At 46.6% G+C, this 20,649-nt stretch carries 16 protein-coding genes and 4 tRNA genes; 14 read left to right on the top strand and 6 right to left on the bottom strand.

Annotated elements, in window-relative coordinates; all coding sequences use genetic code 11:
- The first annotated feature begins 40 nt into the window (after window positions 1-40).
- The 9 genes from RHEIN_RS12160 to purF all read left to right on the top strand — a co-directional run bounded on the left by RHEIN_RS12160 (window position 41) and on the right by purF (window position 11,878).
- The gene (locus tag RHEIN_RS12160) at window positions 41-1,168 is read left to right on the top strand and encodes a 4-phosphoerythronate dehydrogenase (protein WP_008899266.1); all 1,128 of its coding nucleotides are present in this window, start codon (window positions 41-43) and stop codon (window positions 1,166-1,168) included.
- Window positions 1,169-1,188: 20 nt separating this feature from the next.
- Window positions 1,189-2,208 (top strand): aspartate-semialdehyde dehydrogenase, encoded by a 1,020-nt coding sequence (locus RHEIN_RS12155; protein ID WP_008899265.1) that lies wholly within the window; start codon window positions 1,189-1,191, stop codon window positions 2,206-2,208.
- Between the two features lie 192 nt (window positions 2,209-2,400).
- Window positions 2,401-5,811, top strand: a complete 3,411-nt coding sequence (locus RHEIN_RS12150; RefSeq protein ID WP_008899264.1) for a FimV/HubP family polar landmark protein — start codon at window positions 2,401-2,403, stop codon at window positions 5,809-5,811.
- Between the two features lie 181 nt (window positions 5,812-5,992).
- Window positions 5,993-6,787, top strand: coding sequence for a tRNA pseudouridine(38-40) synthase TruA (gene truA, locus RHEIN_RS12145; protein ID WP_008899263.1), 795 nt, complete (start codon window positions 5,993-5,995; stop codon window positions 6,785-6,787).
- Between the two features lie 135 nt (window positions 6,788-6,922).
- Entirely contained in the window at window positions 6,923-7,795 is an 873-nt protein-coding gene (gene accD / locus RHEIN_RS12140; RefSeq protein WP_008899262.1) for an acetyl-CoA carboxylase, carboxyltransferase subunit beta, read from the top strand.
- Between the two features lie 9 nt (window positions 7,796-7,804).
- Window positions 7,805-9,085 (top strand): bifunctional tetrahydrofolate synthase/dihydrofolate synthase, encoded by a 1,281-nt coding sequence (gene folC / locus RHEIN_RS12135; RefSeq protein ID WP_008899261.1) that lies wholly within the window; start codon window positions 7,805-7,807, stop codon window positions 9,083-9,085.
- Window positions 9,082-9,795, top strand: coding sequence for an SPOR domain-containing protein (locus tag RHEIN_RS12130; RefSeq protein WP_008899260.1), 714 nt, complete (start codon window positions 9,082-9,084; stop codon window positions 9,793-9,795). The genes folC and RHEIN_RS12130 overlap by 4 nt, the downstream gene beginning before the upstream one ends.
- Window positions 9,796-9,854: 59 nt before the next feature.
- Window positions 9,855-10,343: a CvpA family protein gene (locus tag RHEIN_RS12125; protein ID WP_008899259.1), complete on the top strand. Its 489-nt coding sequence runs from the start codon at window positions 9,855-9,857 to the stop codon at window positions 10,341-10,343.
- Window positions 10,344-10,363: 20 nt separating this feature from the next.
- Window positions 10,364-11,878 carry an amidophosphoribosyltransferase gene (purF, locus tag RHEIN_RS12120; RefSeq protein ID WP_008899258.1) on the top strand — a complete coding sequence of 505 codons (1,515 nt, stop codon included), beginning with the start codon at window positions 10,364-10,366 and terminating at the stop codon, window positions 11,876-11,878.
- A gap of 110 nt (window positions 11,879-11,988) precedes the next feature.
- On the opposite strand, the gene RHEIN_RS12115 is transcribed toward purF, so the two are convergent.
- The 4 genes from RHEIN_RS12115 to RHEIN_RS12100 all read right to left on the bottom strand — a co-directional run bounded on the left by RHEIN_RS12115 (window position 11,989) and on the right by RHEIN_RS12100 (window position 14,793).
- Window positions 11,989-12,588 (bottom strand): Yip1 family protein, encoded by a 600-nt coding sequence (locus RHEIN_RS12115; RefSeq protein WP_008899257.1) that lies wholly within the window; start codon window positions 12,586-12,588, stop codon window positions 11,989-11,991.
- A 175-nt stretch (window positions 12,589-12,763) separates the two neighbouring features.
- Window positions 12,764-13,531, bottom strand: coding sequence for a tRNA isopentenyl-2-thiomethyl-A-37 hydroxylase MiaE (gene miaE / locus RHEIN_RS12110; protein ID WP_008899256.1), 768 nt, complete (start codon window positions 13,529-13,531; stop codon window positions 12,764-12,766).
- 19 nt (window positions 13,532-13,550) lie between these two features.
- Window positions 13,551-14,306 carry a UDP-2,3-diacylglucosamine diphosphatase gene (lpxH, locus tag RHEIN_RS12105; protein WP_008899255.1) on the bottom strand — a complete coding sequence of 252 codons (756 nt, stop codon included), beginning with the start codon at window positions 14,304-14,306 and terminating at the stop codon, window positions 13,551-13,553.
- Window positions 14,299-14,793: a peptidylprolyl isomerase gene (locus RHEIN_RS12100; protein WP_008899254.1), complete on the bottom strand. Its 495-nt coding sequence runs from the start codon at window positions 14,791-14,793 to the stop codon at window positions 14,299-14,301. The genes lpxH and RHEIN_RS12100 overlap by 8 nt, the downstream gene beginning before the upstream one ends.
- Window positions 14,794-14,986: 193 nt before the next feature.
- On the opposite strand from RHEIN_RS12100, the gene cysS reads away from it, so the two are divergent.
- Complete coding sequence (gene cysS / locus RHEIN_RS12095) at window positions 14,987-16,366, top strand: cysteine--tRNA ligase (RefSeq protein WP_008899253.1); 1,380 nt, start codon at window positions 14,987-14,989, stop codon at window positions 16,364-16,366.
- Window positions 16,367-16,430: 64 nt separating this feature from the next.
- Here cysS and folD read toward each other — a convergent pair whose 3' ends face one another.
- Window positions 16,431-17,288 carry a bifunctional methylenetetrahydrofolate dehydrogenase/methenyltetrahydrofolate cyclohydrolase FolD gene (gene folD, locus RHEIN_RS12090; RefSeq protein ID WP_008899252.1) on the bottom strand — a complete coding sequence of 286 codons (858 nt, stop codon included), beginning with the start codon at window positions 17,286-17,288 and terminating at the stop codon, window positions 16,431-16,433.
- 243 nt (window positions 17,289-17,531) lie between these two features.
- Here folD and RHEIN_RS12085 point away from each other — a divergent pair.
- From RHEIN_RS12085 to RHEIN_RS12070, 4 genes are all read left to right on the top strand, one after another.
- Window positions 17,532-17,608, top strand: a tRNA-Pro gene (locus tag RHEIN_RS12085).
- A 29-nt stretch (window positions 17,609-17,637) separates the two neighbouring features.
- Window positions 17,638-17,714: transfer RNA gene (locus RHEIN_RS12080), tRNA-Arg, on the top strand.
- A gap of 27 nt (window positions 17,715-17,741) precedes the next feature.
- Window positions 17,742-17,817: transfer RNA gene (locus RHEIN_RS12075), tRNA-His, on the top strand.
- Window positions 17,818-17,836: 19 nt separating this feature from the next.
- Window positions 17,837-17,913, top strand: a tRNA-Pro gene (locus RHEIN_RS12070).
- Window positions 17,914-18,129: 216 nt separating this feature from the next.
- Here the strand turns inward: RHEIN_RS12070 and fadE are convergent.
- Complete coding sequence (gene fadE / locus RHEIN_RS12065) at window positions 18,130-20,592, bottom strand: acyl-CoA dehydrogenase FadE (RefSeq protein WP_008899251.1); 2,463 nt, start codon at window positions 20,590-20,592, stop codon at window positions 18,130-18,132.
- Window positions 20,593-20,649 lie beyond the last annotated feature (57 nt).

Genomic DNA, 20,649 nt, shown 5'->3' with positions numbered 1-20,649 from the left:
GTCGTTACAATACCGCCATTCTGACTGTGGACTGATACAGATGAAGATATACGCCGACGAAAATATGCCGTACGTCAAAGATTTCTTTGCTGATTTGGGCGAGGTGACGCTGGTGAATGGCCGCACTTTAACTGCGGATCAGATTATTGATGCAGATGTACTGCTGGTGCGCTCTGTCACTAAAGTCAATGCGCAGTTACTGGCACAGAGCTCCAGGCTGAAGTTTGTCGGTACAGCGACTATTGGCACTGATCATATCGATCAGCACTACTTGCAACAGCGTGCAATTGGTTTTAGCAGTGCGCCGGGATGTAACGCTCAGTCTGTGGTCGAGTATGTATTGAGTAGCATCTTTGTACTGGCTGAAAAGTACCAATGGAATTTGCAGCAAAAAACAGTGGGTGTGGTAGGAGTTGGCAATATAGGGCGGGCTCTGGTGAACGCGCTGACTGCTTTGTCCATCAAGGTTTTATGCTGCGACCCATTACGTGCTGATGCTGAGCCGGATTTTCCACATATTCCGTTTGAAGAATTATTACCCCAGCTTGATATCGTCAGTTTTCATGTGCCTTTGGTAAAAACCGGGCCAGACGCGACTGTGGATTTATTAAATACACGAAGCCTGAAGTTATTAAAACCAGAATGTGCAGTGATCAATGCCTGTCGTGGTGAAGTGACCAATAACAACGCTTTATTAAACGAAGCTCAATCTGGTCATAAAAGAGCGCTGGTGCTGGATGTATGGGCCAATGAACCAGAACCTGATTTAAGGTTGATCCCGTTTATAGATATAGCCACAGCTCATATTGCAGGGCACAGTATTGAAGGCAAAGCCCGGGGTACTGAAATGCTGTATCAGGCCTTGTGTTTACAACTGGGTTTCACCCCGAAAAAGACTCTGGCGCAGGTGCTACCGGCAGCACAAGTTTCAGAGGTGAAAATAAATTCAAGTTTTGGACTTTCAGATGTCCAAAATTTAACCCGGCTGTTATATGATGTGCGCCGGGACGATACTTTATTTCGTTTTTACATGATGCAACAACAGAAAAAACAAGGTTTTGACTGGCTTAGAAAGTCATATCCACCGCGGCGTGAATACAGCTCGGTGCGACTGACAGGGCAAGAAGTGCCTGAGTTTTTAACAACATTAGGTTTTAACGGCCAGTAACAAAAGAAAGGGGAATAACCATGGCTCAGCAATACGATGTCGCTGTGTTAGGTGCTACAGGTTTAGTAGGCCAGCATTTAATTGAAATTTTAGAACAGCGCGATTTTCCGGTAAATAAACTTTATCCTTTAGCCAGCAGCCGCTCTGCTGGTGGCTTTATCACCTTTAAGGGTAAACAAATCGAAGTACTGGATGCTGAGACTTTTGACTGGACTAAAGTGCAGATTGGTTTGTTCTCCGCCGGTGGCAGCGTGTCTGCAACCTATGCGCCCCGGGCTGCCGATGCAGGTTGTGTCGTGATCGACAACACCTCGCACTACCGCTACGAAGCTGATATTCCATTGGTGGTGCCTGAAGTGAACGCTCATGCTATTGCTGAGTTCCGTAACCGCAATATCATTGCTAACCCAAACTGCTCCACTATTCAGATGCTGGTGGCGTTAAAGCCTATTCATGATGCAGTGGGGATCAGCCGTATCAATGTAGCGACTTATCAATCGGTGGCTGGAGCTGGTCAACAAGGTGTTGAAGCTTTAGCTAAAGAAACAGCGCAGTTACTCAATGGTCGTCCACTGGAAGAAGGCAGCAAGTTTGCCCGTCAAATTGCCTTTAACTGCATTCCACAAATTGATGTGTTTTTAGATAACGGCTACACCAAAGAAGAAATGAAAATGCACTGGGAAACCCAAAAAATTATGGGCGACGCCAGCATTTCAGTAAACGCCACGGCAGTTCGGGTGCCTGTGTTTTATGGTCATGCCGAAGCTGTGCATCTGGAAACCCGTATGCCTATCAGTGTTGAACAGGTCAAAGCGCTGTTAGCCAATGCACCTGGTGTAACGCTGATGGAAGACAATGCAGATTATCCAACACAGGCAGGCAATGCAGCTGGTCAGGATGACGTATTTGTGGGTCGTATTCGTCAGGACTTTTCACACGAAAATGGCATTAATTTATGGGTTGTTGCTGACAATATTCGTAAAGGTGCAGCCACCAACAGTATTCAGATCGCTGAGCATTTGATCCGCGACTATCTGTAACAGCAGATTAAATACCATTGAAAGGCTCCCGTTGGAGCCTTTATTGTTTTCTAAAGCAATTGATTCAACAGCCGATATGCAGATAGTGTTTAAGCGTAGCCAGTGGCATTCATCTGGTTTACTATTCCAGTGTGGAACGATGTTTGCAGTGTTTTTGTGTCACAAATAATCTCCGGCCTTAAAGGATCATCGATGCGTTTAGTTGGGCTTCTTATTTTCAGTATTCTGTTGCAGATCTGCAGTGTTAACGCCACTGCGGACACCACTGTGCGTCTTAAAGGCCCTAAAAGCAGTGAAAATCCGGACCGCAGCCGGGTAGGACCTTTAACTCCTAACGACACTTTATGGCGTATCGCCGAAGAAGTGAGGCCGCACCCGGGTTTAAATATCTATCAGGTGATGTATTCCATCTATCTGAAAAACCCTGAAGCTTTTCTCGATGATAACTTTAACCATTTGAATGTAGGCTCTTTTTTAGCAATTCCTAATGTCGATGAAATTCTGACTGTGGATGCAGTGGATGCACAACGTAAATCGGAAGAAGACGATCGGATCTGGGCTGACAGAGTTCGTGCTGCTGCTGCGGCCAAAGTGAAACAAGGCGTAAACACAGCGCAACAGAAAGATGTCGACAAGGCCAAACAGGAAATTAAACAGGAGTTGACCCGTGTTGAAGGGCAGCAAAAAGGGCAACTTCTTGATCTGCAGAGTAAACTTGCTGAGTCCCAGGTGACAGTTGAAGCTGTATTGGCAGACAACACAGCCCTGAAGCAGAAACTTGATCAACTGGCTGATCAAATGCTTTTGATGAAATCTCAGGTAGATAAAGACAGCGAAATTCAACAGCAATTGCAATTGTTAGTCGCACAGCAGGCTGAAATGCTGGCACAGCAGAAAGCTCAGATTGAACGGGAACAGCAAGGGACAAGTTTTGCCGAGCTGTGGCAAAATATTTCCTCCAGTAGTCTGACCTGGGTGTTATTAGCCTCCTTACCGACCTTGTTTGTATTGTTTGCCGTATTAGGCTGGATTAAACGTCGGACCAAAAAATCAGAGCAAATAGTGAATGCGGCTACAGCAGTGCCTCAACAGGAATCAGGTTATCGTTCGCCTTTACCTCCTTTAGATGAAAGTCTGGATTTTGACGAAAGCAGCCTGATGACACTGGATGAATCTTTATTGGATACAGGCAGTAACGGCATACGTCTGGATGACGAACCTATTGATTTACATGATGATATGCTGCTGGACACCAGAGCAGATGAGTTTGACGACATTCTGATGAATGACGATGACTTGCTGGACAGTAAAGATTTACTCGACGCAAGTTCAATGGATGATGAGTTATTGGATGATTTGTTGGATCAACCAGCAAAAGCGCCGGAAAAAGAGTTTGATCCGAATAATATTTTGTCCGGTGCCGATCTCTCCTCTTTATTTGATGAAGAACCTGAACTGGATGCGGATGAAGACGTATTTGCTCAGGCTGTGGCTGAGCAGTTAGCCGAAGAGCAAAAACAAAAACAAAACGAACAGACGAACGATGAACAGGATGAGCTGATTGAAGAAATTGAGCTGGACGAATTGGACGGAGACACTTTTGAGGTCAGCAGTCAGCCTTCAGCCGAAACAGATGAGTTCAGCCTGGATGAGATAGAAGAGGTTGAAGAGGTTGACTTTGATTCGCTGCTGGATGAACTGGTGGTGACAAACGAAGCTCCTCAGGCTGAACAGCGATCAGACACTGCATTGGATCAGCCTGTCGACGATACTGCAGATGTGCTGGATGTTACGCCGGAACAACCGCATTTTGACAGCTCAGAACTGGACGAATTTGCCGAATCGCTTGCCGATGAAGAATTATCATTCTCAGAGCCATTATCTATTGAAAACGAAACCGATATTGATATTGACGCTTTGCTTGATGGCACAGCCAATTGGCCAGACAGTGTAAAAGCTGACAAAGCCGGTGATCCAAATCATGATGAATTTAATCTGACCGATGAACCTGAGCTTGTGGCGGGACCAGAAGTGCATGCTGAAACCACTCTGGAATTTGATGAAGACGACTACCCGTTGAGTCCGGATGACGTTGCTTTGTTGTTATCCGATGAGGTATCAACTGAGCCGTTAACAGCCATGCCTGCGCATTTCCACGCCGATCATGGTGATTTGGCAGAACTTATTCAGAACTTTGAAGCCGATGCTGACATGTTAGCTGATGAGTTTGCAGCAGACACGGCAGAAAATACAACAGAAGCTGCAGCTCAAAGCTCAGATACAATGCCGGATGAGCTGTTAGTGGCGGATGTAGATGATGCGCCTTTGGATGACATTGATATTGCCGATGAAGAGCACGGGAACATCACAGAAAATACAACAGAAACTGCAGATCAAAGCTCAGATGCAGTAGCGGACGAGTTGTTAGTGACGGATGTAGATGATGCGCCTTTGGATGACACTGATATTGCCGATGAAGAGCACGGGGACATCACTGAAAATACAACAGAGACTGCAGCTCAAAGCTCAGATGCAATGCCGGATGAGCTATTGGTGACGGACTTGGATGACACGCATCTGGAAGAAACTGATATTGCTGCTGAGCTGCTTGGGGACATCACAGAAAATACAACAGAAACTGCAGATCAAAGCTCAGATGCAGTAGCGGACGAGTTGTTAGTGACGGATGTAGATGATGCGCCTTTGGATGACATTGATGTAGCCGATGAATTACAACCAGAGTTAGCAGTGTCGGATGACGATTCTGCAGTGCTTGTCGATGAAATGTCAGACGAAGCTGAAGCGAATGAAGCATGGCAGGAGCTCAGTGATCAGGCTGTGGAGCCATCCTCTACCGAATCGGTTCCTGATCTTGATTCGCAGGAAGATTTAAGTGTCAGCCGTGTATCTGCTGCCACTTTGTCAGTGGAAAATCCAAGCAAAGTGCTGGAAGAGTATCCGGATCTGGAGTTTTCTGACGAAGCTGGATCTGTTGAAGAAACAGATGATGATTTTGAACAGGAACAAAATGTTCAGGATGCCGAAGAGTCTGCTGTCATTTCGCATGATACCCAACAGGCCAATAATGACATAGCGTCAGAACTTGAAGCTTTGGATGAAACTGACTTTGATACCTTACTGGCTGATTATGCGCAAACTGATACTGAAGCCAGACTGGCAGATGAGCAGGTCGCCGATGCGGTATTAGCCGAATTAGATTTGGATAAAGCGGAAACAGACAGTGATCCATTGCCAGAGTCCGAAACCGAAGCTCAGCAGATGGATCAGTCTGATGACCTGGCGTTCTCGTTGCTGGCGCTGGATAAACTGTTGGATGATTCTGAAGATGAGCCACAACTAACTCAAAATCCTGTACGTAATATAGACGTTGGTCTGGAGGACTATCAGGATTTTATTGCCGCGCAGCATGAACCAGAACTGGATCCGGCTGAGCAGGGCTTTGCCGCAGACCTGGATTTAATTCGTGCTTATATTGAGATTGGTGAACAGGATGGTGCTGAACACCTGATTGACAAAGTACTAAGTTCCACAGCGCCAGAGCATATCAAACAAGAAGCGCAAAGCTTAAAAGACCAGCTTTAAATCATAGGGCCAGAGTCTTGCCTCTGGCCCTTCAGTTTTCCATTTCATACTGACCTCATGTCGCCACAAAATCAAATCATGCTTCTGTTTTTTATACCGAGCTTCGCTTGTAACCGTTAAAATTCGTGAGTTTCCTGTAATCCCTGAGTTATACTTCCGCCCCTAAGTGATGGGAGTCAGAATGCGAATTGCGTTAGGTATCGAATACAACGGTGTAGGTTTATTTGGCTGGCAAAGGCAACGTGAAGTGCCAAGTGTACAGGGCCATCTGGAAGCTGCGTTATCCAAAGTGGCTAATACAAGGATCGAATTGTCCTGTGCTGGCCGCACTGACGCTGGTGTGCACGCAACCGGCCAAGTGGTGCATTTTGATACCGATGTCAAACGTGATATGCGAGCCTGGATCATGGGCGCAAACTCCAATCTGCCGGATGGCATAGCAGTTCGCTGGGCAAAAGAAGTGTCGGAAGACTTTCATGCCCGTTTTTCTGCTACAGCCCGCCGCTATCGTTATGTCATTTATAACAACAAATTCAGACCCGCCATTTTGGGCGCTGGCTTAAGTCACTATCATCAGGATTTAAATATTGAACTGATGCAGCAAGCTGCTGTCCATTTGCTGGGCGAAAATGATTTCACCTCATTTCGTGCTATCCAGTGTCAGTCGCACAGCCCTTTCCGTAATCTGATGCATCTGCATTTAAGTCGGGTGGGGCAGTTTATTGTGCTGGATATTAAAGCCAACGCCTTTTTGCATCATATGGTGCGTAATATCACTGGCAGTTTGTTACAGGTGGGTATGGGATTAAAAGAGCCGGAGTGGATTGCCCGGTTGCTGGCGGCTAAAGATCGCACTTTAGCCGCGGCAACGGCGAAAGCTGAAGGCTTGTACCTGGTGGATGTGGACTACCCAGAACATTTTGGTATCCCGAAAATGCCACTGGGACCTCTGTTCCTGCCGGATAGCTTCTGCTAACAACTACGACCAGTTAGCTATAGGTTCTATCATGGCTTTGTGCTTTAATAAGCGCCGTTAGCCGCATGATCGGCGCTTTTTTACACAATAAACTAAGTTTGGGCTCAAGCCCTGCTGCGATACCAAGGAACAACTATGAGTTGGTTAGAAAAAATTCTGCCCAGAACTTCGTCTTCATCCCGTCGAAATATTCCTGAAGGGGTCTGGACTAAATGTACCTCTTGTGACGCTGTGTTGTACAAGGCAGAGCTGGATCGGAACTTAGGGGTTTGTCCTAAATGTGACAACCATATGCGCATCAGTGCCAGAGACCGTTTAAATCATTTCCTTGATACCGGTGGTATGGTGGAACTTGCTGCAGAGTTAGAGCCTCAGGATCTGCTGAAATTTAAAGACAGCAAAAGATACAAAGACCGTATTATCGCTGCGCAAAAAGAAACCAATGAAAAAGATGCCATGGTGGTGATGCGCGGCACTTTATTGGGCATGCCTGTAGTGGTTGCTTCATTTGAATTTGCATTTATGGGCGGCTCTATGGCGTCTGTAGTAGGTGCAAAGTTTGTTAAAGGTGTTGAATACGCCATTGAAAACAAAGTGCCTTTTATCTGTTTTTCTGCCAGTGGTGGCGCGCGTATGCAGGAAGCTTTAATGTCTTTGATGCAAATGGCCAAAACCAGCGCGGCTTTAGCCAAGCTGAGCGAAGCAGGTTTACCTTATATCTCTGTACTGACAGACCCTACTATGGGTGGTGTATCAGCCAGTCTGGCGATGCTGGGCGATTTAAACATTGGTGAGCCAAAAGCTCTGATCGGTTTTGCCGGTCCCCGTGTTATAGAGCAGACAGTACGTGAAAAATTACCTGAAGGTTTCCAGCGCAGTGAATTCCTGCTGGAACACGGTGCTATCGACATGATTGTTGACCGCCGCCAAATGCGCGATACAATTGCGCGACTTGTGGCTAAATTCATGCGATGGCCAGCTCCTGCCAAGGAACACCGCGTCGCCTAATAAGGTGTTATGACCAATCTTTTATCGCCTGCAAGCCAATCCTGTCAAACCCTGACGGATTGGCTTTGTTATATAGAACAAAAACATCCGCAACATCAGATTGAGCTGGGGCTTGCCCGTGTGCTGAAGATTGCTCAGCGTGCTGATTTGCATCTGCTGCCGGGCAAAAAAATCCTGATCGCTGGCACCAACGGCAAAGGCACCACAGCCCGTACTCTTGAGCAGCTCTGTCGTGTGCAAGGCTTGTCTGTGGGTGTATATAGCTCTCCTCATTTGCTTAGCTTTAACGAGCGCCTGCGTATCAACGGTGAAGATGTGGCCGACAGCCTTTGGTGTGAGGCTTTTACTTTTATCGAGCAATTGCGTGGTGATATCGAGCTGACCTATTTTGAGTTCACCACGCTGGCGTCTTTTTATTTGCTTAAGCAGCAGCAACCGGATTTATGCCTGATTGAAGTGGGCTTAGGCGGTCGTCTGGATGCGACCAATATTATCGAACCTGATTTAAGCATTCTGACCACTGTCGATTTAGATCATCAGGATTATTTAGGTCCGGACAGAGAAAGCATTGGCCGTGAAAAAGCCGGTGTGTTTCGCACAAACAAGCCTGCTGTGATAGGTGAGACTGATATTCCACAGTCGGTACTGAAGTACAGTCAGGATATTGCTGCCCAACTGCTGTGTATCAATACGGATTATCATTACAGCGTTACAGAAACGAGTTTTGCATGGCAAGGTGTACAGAGCCGTTTAGATGCTTTACCTCTGACCTCAGTCCCTTTGCAAAATATTGCCACTGCCTTTACTGCACTTGAAGCTTTGGCTTTGTTACCTTCACAGCAACAAGCTGCTCAGGTTCTGGCAGAGTTGAGCTTGCCAGGACGAATGCAGTGGCTGAGCAAAACCCCCGGCATTTTGTTAGATGTAGCACATAACCCACAGTCTGCCGGTTATCTGGCGGCTCAGCTGCAGTTCATCAAAGCAGGGTATGCTCGGGTGCATCTGCTGGTGGGCATGTTAAAAGACAAAGACATTCAGCAAAGCCTGGCGCCTTTTCATCAGCTTGCGGATCACTGGCATCTGGTGGACTTGCCAGGTGCTCGTGGTGCTTCGGCGACTATGCTTGTGGAGCAGTTACCGGCACAAAGCAGTTATTCCTGTTATTCAGATTTAGAGTCGGGTTACCAACAAGCGCTGTTATCCATGCAGGCTAATGATTTATTGGTGATTTTCGGCTCTTTTGTTACAGTGTCGGCAGTTCTAGCGCTGCAAAAGGAGACAGATGTATGACCAGCGCCTTTAAAAACCGCTTAATTGGCAGCAGCATTTTAATTATTGCTGCCATTGTTTTTTTACCCGATTTGCTGGATGGGCAAAAACAGGTAGTAAAAGATGAATTTAAAGCTATTCCGGAACGTCCGGAATTCGCTACTGTGCAGCAGGAACAGGTATTTACTAAACAGCAATTAGCTGAAAAACAACAGGAATTACTGGCAACTCCGGTCAACGAACCTGCGGCTGATGCTGGCTTACCTGATAATAGCTTTGCACAAGTCACAGCCGGAGCTGTCGGCAGCGAAGCTGTTACAGATAGTGCTGCTATGGTGGCGGAGCCTTCAGAGGACGCAACCACAGATCCAATACCTGTGCCGACTGAAAACCCCTTAGCGCCTGTGACAAGCACAGCCGCTTCGCCTGTTGCAGAACCACCAGTTGAACCCAAAGGTAATCCGGCTCTTAATGAAACAGCCTGGATAGTGCGGGTAGGCAGTTTTGGTAAAACAGAAAACGCCACTGCCTTAGTAGCTAAACTAAAAGAAGCAGGTTTTACCACTTTTACCCGTTCAACCACCAATGCGCAGGGTCAATCTATGGTGAGCGTAGTGGTGGGGCCTGAACTGAAGAAAGAACGTCTGGAACAAAAACTGCCTCAACTGCAGCAACTGACCGGAACTCAAGGTCTGAAGCTGACGGCTTTTAAGCCTATCGAAAATAATTAGGTGTTCAGGCGCGTGTTTTGGTAGAATGCGCGCCGTCCTTAAGCATCCTTTGGTAGCAAATGGTTTGGATTGACTATGCCATTCTGGCAATTATCGGCCTGTCGACTGTTATCAGTCTTGTCCGGGGATTTGCCAAAGAAGCGGTTTCACTGATTATCTGGATACTGGCCTTTTTTGTTGCCAGTTATTATTACCCCTATCTGGCAACCTATTTCACTGAATTGCAAGACGCACTGGTGCGTAATGCGGTCTCCATTGCTGTTCTGTTTATTTCTACTCTTATTCTTGGTGCCTTAATTAATTACCTGATTGGCCGTTTGGTTGAATCTACAGGTTTATCTGGCACCGACAGATTACTCGGCCTGATCTTTGGCGCCCTGCGTGGTGTGCTGGTGGTTAGTGCATTGTTATTTTTCCTGGATGCTTTTACTACTGCGGATCAAACCGACTGGTGGCAAGCGTCCACATTGATACCCGAATTTGGTTTTATCATTGAATGGTTTTTTGAGTACATCAAAGCCCATTCCAGTTTTATGCAGCGACCCTAAGCGTGGCGAGGAAATAATCGATGTGTGGTATTGTTGGAATCGTAGGTAAGTATCCGGTCAATCAGGCGTTGTACGACGGTTTAACTGTGTTGCAGCACCGTGGTCAGGATGCCGCCGGCATAGTGACAGTAGACAACAAAACCTTACGCTTACGCAAAGCCAATGGCTTAGTGAAAGACGTATTTGAAGCCCGCCATATGCAGCGTTTGTCTGGCAATATGGGCATAGGCCATGTGCGTTACCCAACAGCGGGTTCTGCCAGTACGGCTGAAGCTCAGCCCTTTTATACCAATAGCCCTTTTGGTATAGCCTTGGCGCACAACGGTAACCTGACCAATTCGGAAGAATTAAAAGACGAGTTATTCCGCACCGCCCGTCGCCATGTCAATACCAACTCAGATTCAGAAGCTTTGTTAAACGCTTTTGCCCATGAGCTGGATATTCATGCTGATATGCATGTGAACCCTGACCATATTTTCCGTGCCGTCGCCAATTTACACCGTAAAATCCGTGGTGGTTATGCGGTGGTGGCTGTCGTCATTGGCCATGGATTAGTGGCGTTTCGTGATCCAAACGGCATCCGTCCTCTGGTGATGGGTAAACGTGAAACTGCGCTTGGCACTGAATATATGGTGGCTTCTGAGAGCGTGGCTTTAGATGCCGACGGTTTTACCGTGCTGCGAGATGTAGCGCCAGGTGAAGCTGTCTATATCACAGAAGAAGGCGAGTTGTTCAGCCAGCAATGTGCTGAAAACCCAAGCTATGCGCCCTGTATTTTTGAATATGTGTATTTTGCCCGTCCTGATTCGACCATAGACAATGTCTCTGTGTACGCATCCCGTGTTGCCATGGGTAAAAAACTCGGTGAAAAAATCAAAAAAGAATGGGCACATTTAGATATTGATGTGGTTATTCCGATTCCTGAGACCAGTAACGATGCGGCTTTACAAATTGCCCATGAGCTAGGCCTGCCATACCGTCAGGGTTATGTGAAAAACCGTTACATTGGCCGTACTTTTATTATGCCGGGTCAGGGTGAACGGAAAAAATCAGTTAAACGTAAACTGAATGCTATTTGGCAGGAATTCAAAGGCAAAAATGTATTGCTGGTGGATGACTCTATAGTGCGCGGTACTACCTCAGAGCAAATCATCGATATGGCGCGTGAAGCGGGCGCCAAAAAAGTGTATTTCGCCTCAGCTGCGCCGGAAATTCGTTTTCCGAACGTCTACGGTATTGATATGCCATCAGCCAACGAGCTGATTGCCCATGGTCACGATGTGGATAGTATCTGCAAAATCATTGGTGCTGATGGTTTGATTTTCCAGTCACTGGAAGATTTAGTTGATGCAGTGCGTTCTGAAAACCCTGAGCTAAAACGTTTTGAAACTTCAGTCTTTGACGGCGTTTATGTGACGAACGATATTGACCAGGCCTACCTGAACCGTCTGGATGCACAACGTAATGAAGCGTCCAAACGCAGAAAAGAGGCCGAGTTATCTGCAAGTTTAGATTTGCATAACGAAGGTAACTAAATTTCAGAGCGAGAGCCTGAGAATTTGTCTGAATAATAAAGGGGCCAGTTAAAAACTGGCCCCTTTTGCTTTACTGAAATCGCGGTTTTAAAAAGTTATTCATGTACAAGCTAATGAGTAAATGCCGGACCGAAACCTGAGCTCCATAAAATAGCCGTAGCTGTCATCACACAAACCAACAGAATTAAGCCTGTAGTGACTACTGAACTGGCATAAATAAAGCCACGCTCTTCAGGAATATGCATCAGAATAGGCACGCCTACATAAAGCAAATACACCGAGTAGGTTAAGCCTGCCAAACCCACCAGCATCACAAACCAAAGTTCAGGGAATAGAGCTGCAAAACCTACCATAAACAGTGGTGTGGAAGTGTAAGAGGCTAATTCCAATGTCTGGGTATAAGTAGGTTCAGAACCAAAAGTATGAGCCATCCAGTGTGCCAGATAAGCCAGCGCGAAGACTCCGCCTATCAAAGCGATATACATAGCCACAGAAAGCATCATGGCGCTGTCTGCAGTTAAACGTATTGGTTCACCCACACCTATGCTCCAGCCAATGTGTACTGCCGAATAATAAGCGCAAAGAGAAGGGATTAAGGCAATCAGCAGGATGTGAATTAAACTGTATCTGAAACTTTCGTGACGAGCGTCTATCGTATGCCATTCTTCTTTCGGATGGGCATACAGTCCCCATAAGTGGTTTAAAATCATAGTTGTTATCCTTGGCTACTACGTTGTTCATTACAGGGCACAGAACAAACCCTTACCTTTGTTATGGCTAATAGAACGAGGTTCGTCAAGTTTAAAGCAGAAAATCTGTAGTAAGCAGAGCAAAGCTGGTTCAGAGCAGCAGTTACAGAGGTTTAAATGGCTAGAAATAACGGCCTTAAATGGCCGTAATGGGGGTACCGCTATGGAACTTAAAATCCGCATCAGGGCTTGAGATCAGTTCAGCTTCGAGCTTACCAAAAAAGCGAACTCTTTCTGTAATATCGGATTTGGAGATCACCTGAGCCAGTTCCAGATAGTCCGCAAAATGCCGGGCCTCGGAACGTAGCAAAGAGGTATAAAAGCTGGCTAACTCCGGGTCAACAAATTCAGCGAGTTTAGCGAAGCGCTCACAGGAGCGGGCTTCGATATAAGCGCCACATATCAGTTTATCGATCAGAATTTGCGGTTCATGGGTTTTGCAGTTCTGGATCAGGGTTTTAGCGTAACGACTGGCGGTGATATTTTCGTAGGGAATGCCTCTGTCCAGCATAATCTCCAGCACCTGACAAAAATGATGCAGTTCTTCGCGGATCAGTAACACCATGCGATCGATAATACGATCCGAGTGAGCAAAATCAGAACGGCCTATAATGCTTTTATTCAGTTTTTCAGCCTGCTTTAAACTTTGAATATCACCGTTAAAACGATAAGCAAAATCTTCAAAAGGCTTTAGCCAGTTCAGTAAAGTTAAAGAGCTGTCTTTATCACAGGCATAACGGCGCAGCAGATACATAGCGGTTTGAGCCGCTTTTAATTCACAGATCAAGTGGTCCTGTAATAGCACAGGCAGCCGTTCTGGCTTTTGTGCTTCCACTAACCAGCTGTCTGGCGTCTCACACTGGAGAAACTGGTGAATGGGCTGAAGTAATTCGGTAAAACTCATAAAAATCTCAGTACGCTGTTTATTCTGAAGCCTGGGCCCGGGACAGGGGGTTAAAGTGCAATTGCCAGTCAGAGGCGGAAACATCCAGATAAGAGCTTTGGCTATACCAGTCACCTAACACATAACGTTGTGCTGCGCTGCCATCGGCACCTTGCAATGAATGCACTGCAGGTCTGTGGGTGTGACCATGAATTAAATGCTGCACCTGATACTGAGCCATGACTTTAGGCACTTCATCCGGCGTTACATCCATAATGTCGGATGTTTTTCCTTGTTTATCCATGGCACTGACACGGCGTGCTTTGCGTGCCAGATGTTGCCGGTACCACAGCGGTAACGACAGTATTAGCTTTTGCCACCACTTTTGATCCCACCAGGCCCGAAACTTCTGATAACCAATATCCAGAGTGCAGAGCGAATCTCCGTGCATCAGTAAAGTTGGGGTGCCATATAAATCAACCACGGTCAGAGGTTCAAGCAACTGCATGCCAGAGCGCCTGGCAAATTTTTGGCCAAGCAAAAAGTCTCGGTTGCCGTGGCAAAAATAGACGGGTATCGCGCTGTCGGTTAAAGCTTTGATGGCAGTAGCAACTTCAGCCAGTAAAGGCGAAGGGTTATCGTCACCAATCCAGACTTCAAACAAGTCGCCCAGAATATAAAGCGCATCGGCCTCTGCGGCTTTTTGCTGTAAAAAAAGCAAAAACGCCGCGGTAATATCCGGGCGTTGTTCACTTAAATGCAGATCGGCAATAAAAAGGCTGTGGCCTTTAGCCATGGATTTCTGCTTTTTCGATGATCACTGCATCGTTTGGTACGTCAGCATGACCAAACTTGCGGCCAGTGGACACAGTTTTGATTTTGTTGATCACATCCATACCTTCGACTACTTCGCCGAATACACAGTAACCCCAACCCTGAGAAGTTTCAGAGCTGAAATCTAAAAAGTCGTTGTTGGCCACGTTGATAAAGAACTGGCAAGTCGCAGAATGCGGGTCGCTGGTACGGGCCATGGCCACAGTGCCGGCTTTGTTAGCCACTTTGTTATTTGCTTCGTTTTTGATTGGATTGCCTGGTTCTTTTTGTTCCATGTCAGGAGTAAAACCGCCACCCTGGATCATAAAGCCATTGATCACACGGTGAAAAATGGTGTTGTCATAAAAACCTTCTTTTACGTAATTCAAAAAGTTTTCGACTGTTGCAGGGGCTTTGTCGGCAAATAATGCCAGTTTAATAACACCAAAATTGGTATGTAAGCTAACCATGATCATCTCCTGTGGCTTAAAAACGGCGATAGTGTACCGCAGCTGTCGTATATACCCAAGTAACTTCAAGATGAAGAATTCAGTATCCTCTGGGGATTGAACAAAGCGACAAAGCGAGGATAGCTCAAGGCATTTGCTAATGTTACACTGTTGCACTTTGTGACCGATGATTTGATGATTTCCCGAGGAGCCCATGCTGCAGATTTTTAACACCCTGACCCGTAAAAAAGAGTCTTTTGTGCCTTTAGTGCCTGGCAAAGTTTCTATGTATGTCTGCGGCATCACTATTTATGATTTCTGTCATGTTGGCCACGCCCGTACTTATGTCGCTTTTGATGTGATGAACCGTTACTTACGTTTCAGCGGTTATGATGTGACTTATGTGCGTAACATCACAGATGTAGACGACAAAATTATCAAAAGAGCTAATGAAAACGGTGAAAGCTGTGACGCTTTAACGGCTCGTTATACGGTCGCTATGCACGATGACTTTAAAGCTCTGGGGTTAATGCCTGCCGATATTGAACCCCGGGTCACCACTCATATGGCCGAAATTATTGAGCTGATAGAAACTTTGGTGGCGAAAGGGTATGCCTATATAGCCTCTGATGGTGATGTGCTGTTTGATGTCAGTAAATACGAAGCTTATGGTCAGTTGAGTCAGCAGAATCTGGACATGCTGCAATCAGGCGCCCGGGTTGAAATTGATCAGGCCAAAGACGATCCGCTGGATTTTGTCTTGTGGAAAATGGCCAAGCCAAACGAGCCAAGCTGGTCATCTCCTTGGGGAGAAGGCCGTCCAGGCTGGCATATCGAATGTTCGGCCATGAGTGCAAAACATTTAGGTAAGCATTTTGATATTCATGGCGGTGGTTCAGATTTACAGTTCCCGCACCATGAAAATGAAATCGCTCAGTCTTGCTGCGCGCATGACACGCCGTACGTTAATACCTGGATCCATACAGGTATGGTGCAGGTGGATAAAGAAAAAATGTCTAAATCTTTAGGCAACTTCTTTACTGTGAAAGATGTACTGGCAGATTACAACGCTGAAGCTGTGCGTTATTTCCTGATTTCCAGCCATTACCGCAGCCAGCTGAATTATTCGGCTGAAAACTTACTGCAGGCGCATTCTGCTTTAGGCCGTTTATACACAGCCTTGCGTGAGGTCAAGCCTGCGGCAGATGTTGATATGAACAATGACTATGTCAAAACCTTCAGTGCGGCTATGGATGATGACTTCAATACAGCCCTGGCTTTGCCTGTGTTATTTGAACTGGCGCGTGATATCAACAAAGAAAAAGCCACAGATCCAGCCAAAGCCTCACAGCTGGCAGGCCTTTTGATCAAACTCGGCAGTGTGATGGGTATTTTGCAGGGCGATGCAGAGACCTTTTTACAATCAGGCACGGATTCTGATGATGTGGCGGAAATTGAAGCATTAATCGCACAGCGTAATACAGCACGAGCGAACAAAGACTGGGCTGCAGCTGATGCTGCCCGTGATGCGTTGGTTGCTAAGGGTATTATTCTGGAAGATAAAGCTGGCATAACGACCTGGCGCCGGGGTTAATAGTCTCCAATAAAAAGGGGCAGAGTTTTAGCTCTGCCCCTTTTTCATTTATGGTTGCATCTGACTATTGATCGTGGAACTGCTCACAGGCTTCTAAAGTATTTTCAATCAGACAAGCTACTGTCATAGGGCCTACACCACCAGGCACTGGCGTAATAAAACGCGCGTGCTCTTTGGCTTTATCAAATTCAACATCACCAACCAGTTTGCCGGATTCTAAACGGTTAATACCCACATCAATCACCAGCGCACCAGGTTTAATCCAGTCGCCCGGAATAAATTCAGGCTTGCCTACAGCCACCACCACTAAATCAGCTCGGCGTACATGCTGTTCCAGCTGTTTGGTGAACTTATGGCAGACGGTTGTAGTGCAACCTGCTAATAACAGCTCCAATGCCATAGGGCGGCCTACAATGTTAGAGGCTCCTACAACCACAGCATCCATACCACGGATTTGAATACCAGTGCTTTGCAGCAGCTTAATGATGCCTTTGGGTGTACAAGGGCGCAGGGCAGGCATACGCTGAGCCAAACGGCCAATATTGTAAGGATGGAAACCATCGACATCTTTGAGTGGATGAATGCGTTCCAGAATGGCAGAAGCGTCTAAGCCGGCTGGCAGAGGCAATTGCACCAGAATACCGTCCACTTTAGTGTCGGCGTTTAGAGTGTCGATTAAATCGAATAACTGTTGCTGAGTGGTACTTGAAGGCAAATCATAAGAAAAGGACTCAAAACCTACTTCTTCACAGGCTTTACGTTTACTGCCTACATAGACCTGAGACGCAGCATCCATACCTACCAGTACTACCGCAAGGCCAGGAGCTCTTTTCCCTGCTGCGAGGCGTTGCTGAACTCTTAATGCGACCTGTTGACGGGTAGATTGAGCTACCGCTTTGCCATCTATGATTTGTGCTGCCATAAAACTGCTCTGTTGACCTGAAACCTGAGGATTTGTATTTTCGCACAGCTACGGCAAAGAGGCCAAGCAGATCAGTTTAAGTGGCGTAAAAAGTTAAAAAAACAGCATATTTTCGCGCTATTGATGCCTTTTACAGCAAATAGGTTCAAATATTAAGCAATCAGTTTTTTAGCTGCAAAAAAGGTTTGACGCTCCAAGGGTTGGGCTGTAATATTCCGCCCCGTTGCAGTAGTGTAGCGAAGTCGGTGATTAGCGCAGCTTGGTAGCGCACTTGGTTTGGGTCCAAGGGGTCGCAAGTTCGAATCTTGCATCACCGACCATTTAAGAGAGCCTAGCGGCCTCGAATTTGGCGCCCGTAGCTCAGCTGGATAGAGCAACGGCCTTCTAAGCCGTGGGTCATAGGTTCGAGTCCTATCGGGCGCGCCATTGCAACATGAAGAAAGTTCTACCGTGGTGGCTGTAGCTCAGTTGGTAGAGTCCCGGATTGTGATTCCGGTTGTCGTGGGTTCGAGCCCCATCAGCCACCCCATTTAGAAGAGGTTATATGTCGGTGATTAGCGCAGCTTGGTAGCGCACTTGGTTTGGGTCCAAGGGGTCGCAAGTTCGAATCTTGCATCACCGACCATTCTCCCAGTAAAAATAACAGCAGCAATGCTGTTTTTTGCTTTCTGGTGTTCTGAAAAGCTGCAACATTGCATACCACAACCCCCCGCACTCTCTGCCTTCTGTTTAATGCTCTTCCTGATCTTTACCTTTATCTTTATCTAAATCTCTGAACCCCGTATTTTCACAGGCATAAAAAAAGCCTGCACAGGGCAGGCTCGATTTGAGCAGTTGCAGCTTAAGCGGCTACAGATTTTGCTTTTGGCTTTTCATCAAATAATGATTTATCAGCAGCCAGTTCAATTGGATCAAAATCATCCACGTTGATGGTGTGCAGACGGCCTTGTTCAGCCACCCGCAGCTTCTCTGCTTCAGCTTCAGTGATCACACCCAGCTCTAAACCTAAAGCTGCGACTTCGTGTAAGCGGAAGAATGGCAGACGTTTATTGGCAGCATGCACCACTTTGTCGAAGATAGGTTCGGCGGCCAGAATGTCGGTCAGAGCTTTTTCAATTAAACCGATCTGGTTGTTTGGTTCCAGCGTCAGGTAAAGATTAGTACCTAAGCGACTGCGGGCTTCACAAGGTGTTTGCATAATACGGGACACCTGATGATCCAGCTGATCAGAAGGCTTGCGTAAAGTGCGACCCCAAGGGAATAGCAGCTTGCCAAGAACTGAACCTACAACACGATTCGGGAAGTTATCCAGCATTTCATCCAGAGCGACCTGAGCTTTGTACATATTGTCTTCACAAGCCCATTGCACTAAAGGTAAATCCTGCGCCGGACGGCCATCGTCGTTATAACGCTTCAGTACAGTAGAGGTCAGATACAACATGGATAACATATCGCCTAAACGGGCAGAGATACGCTCACGGCGTTTTAAGTCACCACCCATAGTACCCATAGCAACATCAGACATTAACGCCAACGCAGCACTGTATCTGTTCATTTGTTTGTAGTATTTAGCCGTGGCATCTGCATAAGGGCTTGAAGAAAAGGCTGAATTGCTTAAGCCTAACCATAAAGCACGGAAGAAGTTGCTGATGCTAAAGCCAATATGACCAAATAACGCATGATCAAAAGCAGTGACTGCAGCACGTTCATCTTCTAAACCAGCAGCCTGTAATTCCGCCAATACAAAAGGATGGCAACGAATAGCACCCTGACCATAAATAATCATATTACGGGTCAGAATATTGGCACCTTCCACAGTGATAGCAACTGGAGCGCCCTGATAACCACGGGCTAAATAGTTGTTTGGGCCCATACAGATGCCTTTACCACCATGAATATCCATAGCATCAGTAATGGCCTGACGCATACGCTCTGTCATATGGAACTTGGTAATAGCCGAAATCACAGATGGTTTTTCGCCCAAGTCGATAGAACCTACCGACATAGTAGTCGAGGCTTCTGCCATATAGGCATAACCACCAATACGAGCCAGTGCTTCTTCAATACCTTCCATTTTACCTATAGGCAGTTTGAACTGACGACGAATACGGGCATAAGCACCTGTTAACAAAGCGGCTGCCTTGATGCCACCAGTGCTGTTTGACGGCAGCGTGATAGCCCGGCCTACTGACAAACATTCCACCAGCATACGCCAGCCCTGACCGGCCATTTTTGGTCCACCTATGATGTAGTCCAGTGGAACAAAAACTTCTTCACCCTGAGTAGGACCATTCTGGAATGGTACGTTCAGCGGGAAGTGACGACGGCCAATTTTAACGCCAGGCGTTGAGACCGGGATCAGAGCACAAGTGATGCCTAAATCTTTTTGATCGCCTAATAATCCGTCCGGGTCATGCATTTTAAAGGCTAAACCCAATACAGTGGCAATAGGAGCCAGCGTGATATAACGCTTGTTCCAGGTCAGGCGCATACCAATAATTTCCTGACCTTCCCATTCGCCTTTACAAACAATACCCACATCCGGAATAGCGCCTGCATCAGAGCCTGCTTCCGGGCTGGTTAAAGCAAAACAAGGAATTTCTAAACCTTTGGCTAAACGAGGCAGGTAATGATCCTGTTGCTCTTTAGTACCATAATGTTGTAACAGCTCACCAGGGCCTAAAGAGTTAGGCACACCAACGACGCTGGATAACACCATGCTTTTGCTGGTTAATTTTTGCAGTACACATGACTGGGCATAAGCAGAAAACTCCAGACCACCGTATTGCTTTTTGATGATCATCGCAAAGAAACCATGATCTTTCAGGTACTGATACACCTCTGGTGATAAATCAGCACGTTCGTGCGTGGTATGCCAGTCGTCTACTATAGCCAGTAACTCTTCGCAAGGGCCATCTAAAAACGCTTGCTCTTCTGCACTTAAACGTGGCTTTGGATAGTTGTGCAGTTTGTGCCAGTCTGGCGTGCCACGAAATAAATCGCCTTCCCACCAGGTGGTACCGGCATCGATGGCTTCTTTTTCTGTGGTCGACATTTCCGGCATAATTTTGCGGTACATCTTCAGCAGCGGTTTGGTTAAGTACTGTTGGCGTATGCTGGCCACATTTAATGGTACTGCGACTATTAAAAACAGGATCCAGCTGACCACACCCACTGTATCAGTGAAAGTTGCAATAGCTAATAAAGCAGCGATGACGGCTGTAAACATAGTTAAACTTGCTCTGTGGTAGGCGAGCACGGCGACTGTGCCAAGCAAGGCTACCCAAAAAAATAACACATCCATAATTTACTCCTGAGAACTAGAGGTCTGACCACTGTTGGCTTAGAGTAGTGTGCCTGT

The organism is Rheinheimera sp. A13L, from assembly GCF_000217935.1.
In the GTDB taxonomy this organism is placed as follows: Bacteria; Pseudomonadota; Gammaproteobacteria; order Enterobacterales; family Alteromonadaceae; genus Pararheinheimera.
Note: the sequence above shows the minus strand (reverse complement) of the source record. Positions and strands in the feature narration are given on the sequence as shown.

What these genes read in the sequence shown, in the direction of transcription:
- RHEIN_RS12160 (WP_008899266.1), top strand. Translation starts at nt 41, where the DNA reads ATGAAGATATACGCCGACGAAAATATGCCGTACGTCAAAGATTTCTTT.
- RHEIN_RS12155 (WP_008899265.1), top strand. Translation starts at nt 1,189, where the DNA reads ATGGCTCAGCAATACGATGTCGCTGTGTTAGGTGCTACAGGTTTAGTA.
- RHEIN_RS12150 (WP_008899264.1), top strand. Translation starts at nt 2,401, where the DNA reads ATGCGTTTAGTTGGGCTTCTTATTTTCAGTATTCTGTTGCAGATCTGC.
- truA (WP_008899263.1), top strand. Translation starts at nt 5,993, where the DNA reads ATGCGAATTGCGTTAGGTATCGAATACAACGGTGTAGGTTTATTTGGC.
- accD (WP_008899262.1), top strand. Translation starts at nt 6,923, where the DNA reads ATGAGTTGGTTAGAAAAAATTCTGCCCAGAACTTCGTCTTCATCCCGT.
- folC (WP_008899261.1), top strand. Translation starts at nt 7,805, where the DNA reads ATGACCAATCTTTTATCGCCTGCAAGCCAATCCTGTCAAACCCTGACG.
- RHEIN_RS12130 (WP_008899260.1), top strand. Translation starts at nt 9,082, where the DNA reads ATGACCAGCGCCTTTAAAAACCGCTTAATTGGCAGCAGCATTTTAATT.
- RHEIN_RS12125 (WP_008899259.1), top strand. Translation starts at nt 9,855, where the DNA reads ATGGTTTGGATTGACTATGCCATTCTGGCAATTATCGGCCTGTCGACT.
- purF (WP_008899258.1), top strand. Translation starts at nt 10,364, where the DNA reads ATGTGTGGTATTGTTGGAATCGTAGGTAAGTATCCGGTCAATCAGGCG.
- RHEIN_RS12115 (WP_008899257.1), bottom strand. Translation starts at nt 12,588, where the DNA reads ATGATTTTAAACCACTTATGGGGACTGTATGCCCATCCGAAAGAAGAA.
- miaE (WP_008899256.1), bottom strand. Translation starts at nt 13,531, where the DNA reads ATGAGTTTTACCGAATTACTTCAGCCCATTCACCAGTTTCTCCAGTGT.
- lpxH (WP_008899255.1), bottom strand. Translation starts at nt 14,306, where the DNA reads ATGGCTAAAGGCCACAGCCTTTTTATTGCCGATCTGCATTTAAGTGAA.
- RHEIN_RS12100 (WP_008899254.1), bottom strand. Translation starts at nt 14,793, where the DNA reads ATGGTTAGCTTACATACCAATTTTGGTGTTATTAAACTGGCATTATTT.
- cysS (WP_008899253.1), top strand. Translation starts at nt 14,987, where the DNA reads ATGCTGCAGATTTTTAACACCCTGACCCGTAAAAAAGAGTCTTTTGTG.
- folD (WP_008899252.1), bottom strand. Translation starts at nt 17,288, where the DNA reads ATGGCAGCACAAATCATAGATGGCAAAGCGGTAGCTCAATCTACCCGT.
- fadE (WP_008899251.1), bottom strand. Translation starts at nt 20,592, where the DNA reads ATGGATGTGTTATTTTTTTGGGTAGCCTTGCTTGGCACAGTCGCCGTG.